The sequence below is a fragment of the Sphingomonas bacterium genome (assembly GCF_903643065.1).
Taxonomy (GTDB): Bacteria; Pseudomonadota; Alphaproteobacteria; order Sphingomonadales; family Sphingomonadaceae; genus Sphingomonas.
The window spans coordinates 1-10,414 of sequence record NZ_CAHJWX010000029.1 but is presented as its reverse complement, the minus strand read 5'-3'; the positions used below and the strand labels follow the sequence as shown (position 1 = coordinate 10,414).

General features: G+C 68.2%; 9 protein-coding genes and 1 pseudogene. 1 reads left to right on the top strand and 9 read right to left on the bottom strand.

Annotated elements, in window-relative coordinates; all coding sequences use genetic code 11:
- A pseudogene (locus tag HUU95_RS02180) lies at positions 1-583 on the top strand (hypothetical protein); the annotation flags it as partial.
- A gap of 30 nt (positions 584-613) precedes the next feature.
- Here the strand turns inward: HUU95_RS02180 and HUU95_RS02175 are convergent.
- The 9 genes from HUU95_RS02175 to HUU95_RS02135 form a co-directional block, all read right to left on the bottom strand.
- Positions 614-898, bottom strand: a complete 285-nt coding sequence (locus HUU95_RS02175) for a DUF1467 family protein (protein WP_174278593.1) — start codon at positions 896-898, stop codon at positions 614-616.
- 25 nt (positions 899-923) lie between these two features.
- The gene (locus tag HUU95_RS02170) at positions 924-2,558 is read right to left on the bottom strand and encodes a ribonuclease J (protein ID WP_174278592.1); all 1,635 of its coding nucleotides are present in this window, start codon (positions 2,556-2,558) and stop codon (positions 924-926) included.
- Between the two features lie 60 nt (positions 2,559-2,618).
- A complete protein-coding gene (locus tag HUU95_RS02165) occupies positions 2,619-3,401 on the bottom strand; it encodes a type III pantothenate kinase (protein WP_174278591.1) in 783 nt (260 codons plus the stop codon).
- Between the two features lie 99 nt (positions 3,402-3,500).
- Positions 3,501-4,223 (bottom strand): biotin--[acetyl-CoA-carboxylase] ligase, encoded by a 723-nt coding sequence (locus HUU95_RS02160; RefSeq protein WP_174278595.1) that lies wholly within the window; start codon positions 4,221-4,223, stop codon positions 3,501-3,503.
- Positions 4,220-5,656 carry an NADH-quinone oxidoreductase subunit NuoN gene (nuoN, locus tag HUU95_RS02155; protein ID WP_254602570.1) on the bottom strand — a complete coding sequence of 479 codons (1,437 nt, stop codon included), beginning with the start codon at positions 5,654-5,656 and terminating at the stop codon, positions 4,220-4,222. Before nuoN ends, HUU95_RS02160 begins: the two co-directional genes overlap by 4 nt.
- A gap of 14 nt (positions 5,657-5,670) precedes the next feature.
- Positions 5,671-7,197, bottom strand: coding sequence for an NADH-quinone oxidoreductase subunit M (locus HUU95_RS02150; protein ID WP_174278589.1), 1,527 nt, complete (start codon positions 7,195-7,197; stop codon positions 5,671-5,673).
- Entirely contained in the window at positions 7,194-9,272 is a 2,079-nt protein-coding gene (gene nuoL, locus HUU95_RS02145; RefSeq protein ID WP_174278588.1) for an NADH-quinone oxidoreductase subunit L, read from the bottom strand. Before nuoL ends, HUU95_RS02150 begins: the two co-directional genes overlap by 4 nt.
- Before the next feature lie 3 nt (positions 9,273-9,275).
- Positions 9,276-9,581 carry an NADH-quinone oxidoreductase subunit NuoK gene (nuoK, locus tag HUU95_RS02140; RefSeq protein WP_174278587.1) on the bottom strand — a complete coding sequence of 102 codons (306 nt, stop codon included), beginning with the start codon at positions 9,579-9,581 and terminating at the stop codon, positions 9,276-9,278.
- A 130-nt stretch (positions 9,582-9,711) separates the two neighbouring features.
- Entirely contained in the window at positions 9,712-10,323 is a 612-nt protein-coding gene (locus HUU95_RS02135; protein ID WP_174278594.1) for an NADH-quinone oxidoreductase subunit J, read from the bottom strand.
- Positions 10,324-10,414 lie beyond the last annotated feature (91 nt).

Sequence of the window (10,414 nt, the reverse complement as noted above, 5' to 3'; positions counted from 1 at the left end):
GGAGGCGGAGGCCGCCGCCGCGCTGCGCCGCGCGGCGAGCGACACGGTCGAGCGCCAGATCACCGCCGTCACCGACGCCACCAACACCGCCGTCGACGCCTCCACCCGCGCGACCGAGCGGCTCGCCGGCCACGTCCAGGCGCTGGTCGAACAATCCGCGCTGGTCGAGACGCGGATGGTCGACGCGCGCCACGAGCGCGAGGAAGCCGACCGCGACACCTTCGCGCGGCGCGTGTCGCTGCTCATCGAGGCGCTCAACTCCGCCTCGATCGATATCGCCCGCCACCTGGCGCCCGACGTGACGGACAGCGCCTGGGCGGCGTATCTCAAGGGCGACCGGGGCGTGTTCACCCGCCGCGCGGTGCGCCTGCTCGACACGGGCGAGGCGCGTCAGATCGCGGGGCTGTACGACGCGGACGGGCCGTTTCGCGAACAGGTCAACCGTTACATCCACGATTTCGAGGCGATGTTGCGCGCCGTGCTCGCCCAGCGCGACGGCTCGCCGCTGGGCGTGACGCTGCTGTCGAGCGACATGGGCAAGCTGTACGTCGCGCTCGCCCAGGCCATCGAGCGATTGCGCTGAACCTGTTCCGGACGATCCGGGCAGGGGCGGTCATCGCAGCGGCGGCGCGTCCTGTAAGTTGAAGAAGGTCAGCGTCTGCGCGGTGATCCAGTCATAGCGGTAGTTGAGCTGGAACAGCACGAACAACACCGTCGCCACCACCGTCACGCGAACCGCGATCCGGCCGGGGCGAAACTCGTGCGGCGCGCTTTCCGCCGTGCCGACGACGTGGTCGGCGCCCGCCTCGTGCCCCGTCCGGACCCCGAACGGGAGCACCAGGAACACGCTCATCGCCCAGAACAGGATGTAGATCGCCACCGCCGAGGTCCAGCGCATCAGCTCCTCCGTTCGGACCGAAGCGTCACGCCTCGATCAGCAGCACGTCGACGACCGGCTTCTTGCCCGTCCAGCGGGTCGCGATGCGCCGGATCGCCAGGCGCAGATCCTCCTTGACCCGATCGGCCGATCGACGCCCGCCGCGCACCGCCTCGGCGGCGGCATCGGCGGCGGCGACCAGGAACGCCGCGCGATCCTCCTCCACCGGCAGGCCCTGCACGCGCAGTTCCGGCCTCCCGACCAGCCGCCCGTCGCGCAACGCGACCGCGACCGAGACCTGGCCGTTGATCGCGATCCGCCGCCGCTCGTTGATCGTCGTGCCGTCCGCCGGCAAGATCACGTCGCCGTCGAGCACCAGGCGGCCGACCGGCGCGTCGCCGATCTTCCTGGCCGGCCCCGGCAGCAGGCGCAGGATGTCGCCGTTTGTCTGCACGATCGCGGATGCGATGCCCTGCACCTTGGCGAAACGGGCATGCTCGCGCAGGTGCCGCATCTCGCCATGCACCGGCACCAGCGCCTTTGGCCGGATCCAGCCATACATCGCGGCGAGTTCGGGCTGGCCGGGATGACCGGAAACATGGACATGCGCCTGACGCTCGGTCACCATCGCCACGCCCTTGCCGGCCAGGATGTTCTGGATGCGCCCGATCGCCACCTCATTCCCGGGGATCTGACGCGACGAGAAGATCACCGTGTCGCCATCGGTGAGCTTGATCGTGTGACTGCCGTCGGCGACCCGGCCCAGCGCCGCGCGCGGCTCGCCCTGCCCGCCGGTCGCGACGATCAGGACGCGCTTGGGCGGCAGACGCATCGCCGTCTCGGGGTCGATCGTCTCGGGAAAGTCCTGAAGATAGCCGGTCGCGCGCGCCACCTTGAGGATGCGGTCCAGCGAGCGGCCGGTGACGCACAGCTGCCGCCCCGTCTCGCGCGCGACCTGGCCCAGCGTGTGCAGCCGCGCCGCGTTGGACGCGAAGGTGGTGACGAGCACGCGCCCCGCCGCCGCCGCGACCGTCTCCGCCAGCCCGCGCCGTACATCGGCCTCCGAGCCGGACGCCTCGGCGTTGAACACGTTGGTTGAATCGCAGACCATCACGTCCACGCCGCGATCCCCGATCGCGGTCAGCGCCTCGGCGGTGGCGGGGTTGCCCAGCACCGGCGCCGCGTCCAGCTTCCAATCGCCCGTGTGGAACACCCGCCCTTCAGGCGTATCGATCACCAACGCGTTCGCCTCGGGGATCGAATGCGACACCTCGACGAACTCGAACCCGAACGGCCCGAGCTTGAACGGCTCGTTGGCGTGCACGATCCGCAGCTTGACGCGGTCGGCGATGCCCTCCTCTTCCAGCTTGCCGCGCACCAGCCCGGCGGTGAACGGCGTCGCATAGAGCGGCACGCCCAGATCCTCGGCCAGATAGGGCAGCGCGCCGATATGATCCTCATGCCCGTGCGTGATGACGATGCCGACCAGATCGTCGCCACGTTCCTCGATGAACTGGAGATCGGGCAGGATCAGATCGATCCCCGGATAGCCGGCGTCGGCGAAGGTGACGCCGCAATCCACCATCACCCACTTGCCCTGCGCTCCATAGAGCGTGACATTCATGCCGATCTCGCCCGAGCCGCCGAGCGCGCAAAACAACAATTCGTTCTTGGGAGTCACTCAATATCCTAATCGTGAAAGGCGCGGATGATCGCGCGAGCCGGCAGCACCGGCAGAAAGTCAGGATGCTATATGGGCGCGCTCCCACATCATCGCCAGTCCCTGGATCGTCAGGTCCGGCTCGATCGCGTCGAACACCGTCGTGTGCCCGGTCAGCAGCGTCGCGAGCCCGCCGGTGGCGATCACCTTGGTCGGCCGGCCCACCTCCTGCTTCAGCCGCGCGACCAGCCCCTCGATCAGCGAGAGATAGCCCCAGAAGATGCCGATCCGCATCTGGTCGACCGTGCTGGTGCCGATCACCGAGCGCGTCGCGGGCGCCTCGATCGCGATGCGCGGCAGCTGGGCGGCGGCGCCGACCAGCGCGTCGAGCGACAGGTTGAGCCCCGGCGCGATGATCCCGCCCTTGTACGCGCCGCGATAGTCGGAGACGTCCAGCGTCGTCGCGGTGCCGAAATCGATCACGATCAGGTCGCCCGGATGCAGCGCGTGCGCCGCGATCGTGTTCACCGCGCGATCCGCGCCGAGGCTCTGTGGCTCGTCGACATCGAGCGGGATCCCCCATTCGACCGGCGCGCGCCCCGCGACCAGCGCGGTGGTATGGAAATACTTGCTCGCCAGCACCTCCAGGTTGTGCAGCGCGCGCGGCACCACGGTGGCGATGATCACGCCGTCGATCCCATCGCGGCTCAGCCCTTCCAGCTGAAGGAGCTGCGACAGCCACACGGCATATTCGTCCGCCGTGCGCCGCGGATCGGTCGCGATCCGCCAGCGCGCGACGATCCGACGCCCTTCCAGGACGGCGAAGACCACATTGGTATTACCGGCATCGATCGCTAGCAGCATGGCCGCGCACCTATGCCGTTCGTGCCGAGCGACGTCGAGGCACCGGGATGGACGCGCCGACCAGCTTCCCGATGGCGCTCGAAGCGGACGGACATTCGATCAGACCAGGAAGACATCGCCCGCGTGGATGACACGCCGCCCGCCCTCCGCCAAGGCTCTCCCGAGCGACCTCGAGGGGCGCAGATTAAGCGCGCCGTCGGCGTCGAGCCCGTCGAACAACCCTTGCACCGCGCTCCCGTCCGGCAAGTGCGCGCTCAATGCCGTCCCGATCGGATGGGCGCGAGCGAGCCACGCCGCGCGGACGGCTTCGAACCCCTCGCCCCGCCAACGCTGCAGCCATCGCGCGAAGCCATCGGCCAGCCGCTCCGCGAACACCTCCGCGCTGACCGTGACGCCATGCGCGGCGAGGCTGGTCGTGCGCCGGTCCGGTAAATCGGGGTGATGCGCCAGATTGACGCCGACGCCGACCACCACCGCGTCGTCGATCCGCTCAAGCAGGATGCCCGACAATTTGGCGCCATCGAGCAACAGGTCGTTAGGCCATTTGAGGCTCGCGCCCGGCACCAGCGACGCGACCACCTCGACCAGCGCCATTGCCGCCACGAACCCCAACCCCGTCGGCGGCGGATCGCCCGCGCGCAGCCGCACGATCGTGGAGCCGTGGAAATTGCCGGTCGGCGACATCCAGGCCCGCCCCTGCCGCCCGCGCCCGCCGTCCTGTTGCTCGGCACGCAGCCACCAGCCCTCGCCCGCGCCATCGCGCGCCAGCGCCAGCATGTCGGCGTTGGTCGATCCCGTCCGCGCGACGGTGCGGACGGTCAGAATAGCGAGCGCGCCGCGTTCGCGGTCAGGATGCCGAGCGGCGCCAGCGCGATCCAGCCGATCGGCGACACCAGCGCCGCCGCCGCCGCGATCAGCCCGCCCTCGACCCAGTTCGGCTCGCGCGCGAACGTCACGGCCGGTGCGTCGACGTACATGACCTTGATCACGCGCAGATAATAATAGGCGCCGATCACCGAGGCGACGAAGCCCAGCACCGCCAGCGGATACAAGCCCGCGTCGACCGCCGCCTGGAACACCGCCAGCTTGGCGTTGAAGCCGAGCAGCGGCGGGATGCCCGCGAGCGAGAACATGAAGATCGCCATCGCCGCCGCCAGCGCCGGCCGCGTCCGCGACAGCCCCGCGAGCGCGTCGATCGCCTCCACCGGCTGCCCCGCCTCGTCGCGCATCTGCAGCACGACGATGAACGCGCCCAATGTCATCGTCACGTACACGGCGAGGTAGAACAGCACGGACGCCACCCCCGCCGGCGTTCCCGCCGCGAGCCCCACCAGGATGAAGCCGACATTGTTGATCGAGGAATAAGCGAGCAGCCGCTTGACGTTGGTCTGCCCGATCGCCGCTACCGCGCCGAGGATGATCGACGCGAGCGCGGCGAAGATCACGATCTGTCGCCATTCACCCGCCGCCGGCCCCATCGCACCGATCGCGACGCGCACCGCCAGCGCCACCGCCGACACCTTTGACGACGACGCGAAGAACGCGGTCACCGGCGTCGGCGCGCCCTCGTACACGTCGGGCGTCCACATGTGGAACGGCACCACCGCCATCTTGAAGGCAATGCCGGCGAACACGAAGACCAGCCCGAACATCAGCCCGTAGAATGCCGGCGCGCCATGCGGGGCACCCGCATAGGCCGAGGCGATGCCGCCGAACAGCGTCGTGCCTGCGAAGCCATAGACCAGGCTGATGCCGTAGAGCAGGATCCCGCTCGCCAGCGCGCCGAGCACGAAATATTTCAGCCCCGCCTCCGCCGAGCGCCGATCGCGCCGCATGAAGCTCGCCAGCACATAGGAGGCGAGGCTCTGCAGCTCCAGCCCGACATACAGCGTCAGCAGGTCGCCCGCCGACACCATCATCCCCATGCCCGCGGCCGCGAGCAGCATCAGCACCGGGTATTCGGGCCGCAGATCGTCGCCGGCGGTGCGGCGAAAGAAGCCGGGCGCGATCACGATTGAGATCGCGGTGGCGGCGAAGATCAGCACCTTGGCGACGCCCGCGAACAGGTCGGCGCGGTAAAGCCCGCCGAACGCCACGCCGCCCTGCGCCGCCGGCCCGGCGAGCGCGATGCCGGCGCCCACCAGCACCGCGACCGAGGTCCACGATACCGCGCGCGTCGACGCCGTCCCGCCCCAGGCGGCGACCAGCATCAGCGCGATCGCGCCCGCCGACAGGATCTCCTCCGGCAGCACCATCAGGTAATCCGCGCTCACGGCCGCACCTCCGCGCTCGCCACCATCGGCCCGCCGCGCCCGGCGCTCGGTGACGCGTCGCCCGGCGGCTTCGCCCGATCGATCCGTGCCAGCAGCACGCCCACGTCCTTGCGCATCGGCGCGAGGAAGCTCTCCGGGTACACACCCATCCACAGCACCGCCGCCGCGATCGGCGCGAGCAGCCAATATTCACGCGCCGACAGGTCCGGCATCGCGCGAACCTCCTCCGACTTGACCTCGCCAAAGACGACCCGGCGATAGAGGTACAGCATGTACGCCGCGCCCAGGATGATGCTGGTCGTGCAGAGCAGCGCGATCCCCGTCGAAAGCTGAAACACCCCCATCAGGCTCAGCAGCTCGCCGACGAAGTTGCTCGTGCCCGGCAGCCCGACCGACGCCATCGTGAACAGCATGAAGAACAGGGCATAGGCCGGCATCACGATCGCCAGCCCGCCATAGCGCGCGATCTCTCGGGTGTGGAGCCGGTCATAGATCACGCCCACGCACAGGAACAGCGCGCCCGAGACCAGGCCGTGACCCAGCATGACCAGCATCGCCCCCTCGATCCCCTGCCGGTTGAACGCGAACAGCCCGATCGTGACGATCGCCATGTGCGCGACGGAGGAATAGGCGATCAGCTTCTTCATGTCCTGCTGCACCAGCGCCACCAGCGAGGTGTAGATCACCGCCACCGCCGACAGCGCGAACACCAGCCAGGCGAGCTGCGCCGACGCTTCCGGGAACATCGGCAGGCTGAAGCGCAGGAAGCCATAGCCGCCGAGCTTGAGCAGCACGCCCGCCAGGATCACCGAGCCGGCGGTGGGCGCCTGGACATGTGCGTCGGGCAGCCAGGTATGGACCGGCCACATCGGCATCTTGACCGCGAACGAGGCGAAGAAGGCGAGCCACAGATAGGTTTGCACATGCGCCGGGAAGTCGAACCGCATCAGCGCCGGGATGCTCGTCGTGCCCGCCGCATGCGCCATGTACAGCATCGCGATCAGCATCACGACCGAACCGAGCAGCGTGTACAGGAAGAACTTGTAGCTCGCATACACCCGGTTGGCGCCGCCCCACACGCCGATGATCAGGTACATCGGGATCAACCCGGCCTCGAAGAAGATGTAGAATAGGTACAGGTCCTGCGCCGCGAACGTGCCGATCATCAGCACTTCGGTGAGCAGGAACGCCGCCATATACTCCGGCACGCGCTCGGTGATCGCGCGCCAGCTGGCGCCGATGCAGATCGGCATCAGGAACACGCTGAGCATGATCAGCAGCAGCGCGAAGCCGTCGATCCCCAGCGCCCAGCCGAACTGGCCGAAGACGGGATAGCTTTCGGTGAACTGCCACTGCGCGCCGCCGATGTTGTAGCCGGTCCACAGCATGATGCCGAGCGCCAGATCGATCAGCGTCGCCGCCAGCGCCAGCATCCGCGCGGCGGGCGCCGACAGGAACAGGCACACGACCGCCGCGATCCCGGGCACGGCGAGCATGATCGACAGGAGGGGCACGCCGCTCATCGCGTGATCACCCAGGTCACCGCGCCGGTGAGCCCGATCAGCATCACGAACGCATAGGTATACAGATAGCCCGACTGAAGCCGCCCCGCCCCCCGGCTGCCCAGCGCCACCGCCCAGGCAAGCCCGTTGGGCCCGAACCGATCGATCGTCCGCTCGTCGCCGCGATGCCAGAGCAGCCGCCCGGCCGCGAAGGCGGGCCGCACGAAGAGCAGATGATACAGCTCGTCGAAATACCATTTGTGCAGCAGGAAGCGGTAGACGACGCGGAACTGGTCGGCCACCGCCGCCGGCGTGTTCGGCGCGCGGAGATAGGCGTACCAGCCACCCAGCAGGCCCAGCAGCATCGCGATCGACGCGCTCAGCTTGATCGGCAGCGGAATGTCCTCGACCGACGCCATCAGCTTCTCGCGGAACGCGATCGCGCCGTGCCAATAGGTGCCGCCCGCATGCTCGCCGACAAAGGTGGTGTGGAACAGGTATCCCGCAAACACCGCCCCGAACGCAAGCACCACCAGCGGCAGCGCCATCACCCAAGGGCTCTCGTGCGGATGGTAGCCGCCCGTGCCCGCCGGCAGGTCCTGTTGCGAGGGCCCATGCTCGTCCGGCTCGGCGCCGCCATGCTCGCCCTCCGGCTCGTGCTCGCCCTGCTGAGTGCCGTGGCCGTGCGCGTCATGCAGGGCGTGCTGGATATGCTCGGACGCGGCCCAGCGCGGCGTGCCCCAGAAGGTCAGGAACATCAGCCGCCACGAGTAGAAGCTCGTCAGCAGTGCGACGAGCACGCCGACGAACCAAGCGCCGGTCTGCCCCGCCGCATAGCTCAGCTCGATGATCGCATCCTTGGAGTGGAAACCCGCGAAGCCGATCTCCGGCAGCCCGAACACGCCGGGGATGCCAACGCCGGTGATCGCCAGCGTGCCGAGCAGCATCGTCGTGAACGTAAGCGGGATCTTGCGCCACAGGCCGCCATAATAGCGCATATCCTGCTCGTGATGCATCGCGTGGATCACCGAGCCCGCGCCCAGGAACAACAGCGCCTTGAAGAAGGCATGCGTGAACAGGTGGAACATCGCCGCGCCATAAGCACCGACGCCGGCGGCGAAGAACATATAGCCGAGCTGCGAGCAGGTCGAATAGGCGATCACGCGCTTGATGTCGGTCTGCACCAGGCCACAGGTCGCCGCGAACAGGCATGTCGCGGCGCCCACGAAGCGGACCACCGTCAGCGCCGCCGGCGACGCCTCGAACATCGGCGACAGGCGGCACACCATGAACACGCCGGCCGTCACCATCGTCGCCGCGTGGATCAGCGCGGAAACCGGGGTAGGGCCCTCCATCGCGTCGGGCAGCCAGGTATGCAGCCCCAGCTGTGCCGACTTGCCCATCGCGCCGACGAACAAGAGCAGGCACAGGACGGTGATCGTGTCGGCGCGAAACCACAGGAAGCCGATCGTCGAGCCGGTATGCGCCGACACGTGCGCCAGGATCGACGGAATGGAGACGGTGTCGAACACGAGGTACGTGCCGAAGATGCCGAGCATGAAGCCCAGATCGCCGACGCGATTGACGACGAACGCCTTGATCGCGGCGGCGTTGGCGGACGGCTTGTAATACCAGAACCCGATCAGCAGGTAGCTGGCCAGCCCGACGCCCTCCCAACCGAAGAACATCTGGACGAGGCTGTCCGCCGTCACCAGCATCAGCATCGCGAAGGTGAACAGCGACAGATAGGCGAAGAAGCGAGCCTGATCCGGGTCCTCGCTCATATAGCCCCAGCTATACAGGTGCACGAGCGCCGACACCGAAGTGATGACGACCAGCATTACGGCGGTCAGCGCGTCGACGCGCAGCGCCCAGTGCACGTCCATGCTCCCGGAGCTGATCCAGCGCATCACTTCCGTGGTGGTCGCCGGCTGCTCCCCGCCCAGAAAGCGCGCGAAGATCACCCAGGACAGCGCGCAGGCGGTGAACAGCGCGCCCGTGGTGACGAGCTTGGCCGGCACCGACCCGATCAGCCGCTGCCCCAGACCCGCGACGAGCGCGGCGAACAGCGGTAGGAAAACGATGAAGAGGATCAATGGTCAGCCCTTCATCCGGTTGACGTCGTCGACCGCGATCGTGCCGCGTCCGCGGAAATAGATGACCAGGATCGCGAGCCCGATCGCCGCCTCGCCCGCCGCGACGGTCAGCACAAACATCGCGAACACCTGACCCACGAGATCGTGCAGATAGGCCGAGAAGGCGACCAGATTGAGGTTCACCGCGAGCAGGATCAACTCGATCGCCATCAACATGACGATCAGGTTCTTGCGGTTCGCGACCAGCCCCAGCACGCCCAGCGCGAACAGGATCGCGGCGACGACGAGGTAATGGACAAGACCGATCACGACGGCATTTCCCTGTCATCCTGAACTTGTTTCAGGATCCATGCTATACCCGCCGAACGAGCGCCGCGCCGGTGATGAGCGTCGCGCATGGATGCTGAAACGAGTTCAGCATGACGTCGAAGAAGCCCGCTCACAATTCCACCCCCACGCCGACCGGCTGGTCGACGTTGCGCGTCGCGTCCTGCGGGCGCCTGGCGTTCTGGCGGCCGATATTCTGATAGCGCGTGCCCTTGCGGTCGCGGTGGGTCAGCACGATCGCGCCGATCATCGCGACCAGCAGCACCAGCCCCGCGCCCTCGAACACGAACAGGTAGCGCGTGTAGATCAGATCGCCCAGCGCCTGGATGTTCGGCTTGGTGCCGCCGGTCGACGCATAGGCGAGCGTGACGTGGAGATGCCCGTGCAGCGAGCCGAAGCCGGTGAACGCCAGCTCGCAGGCCAGTACCACTGCGAGGATCATCCCGAACGGCCAATAGCGCGCGAACCCGCCGCGCATCTCCGCCACCTCGATATCGAGCATCATCACCACGAACAGGAACAGCACGGCGACCGCGCCGACATAGACGATGACGAGCAGCATCGCGATGAACTCGGCGCCGCACAGCACCATCAGCCCGGCGGCGTTGAAGAAGGCCAGGATCAGCCACATCACCGCGTGCACCGGGTTGCGCGACGTCACTGTCATCGCGCCCGACACCAGCACCACGCCCGCGAACAGGTAAAAGGCCAGCGCCTGGATCACGGTCGCCCGCTTCCGCACGTCCCCGCGACGCAGCACGGCGCAGCCTCGCGCCGCTCGCCCTCTCGCCCGCGCGCGCCGCCGCCGGTGCCGG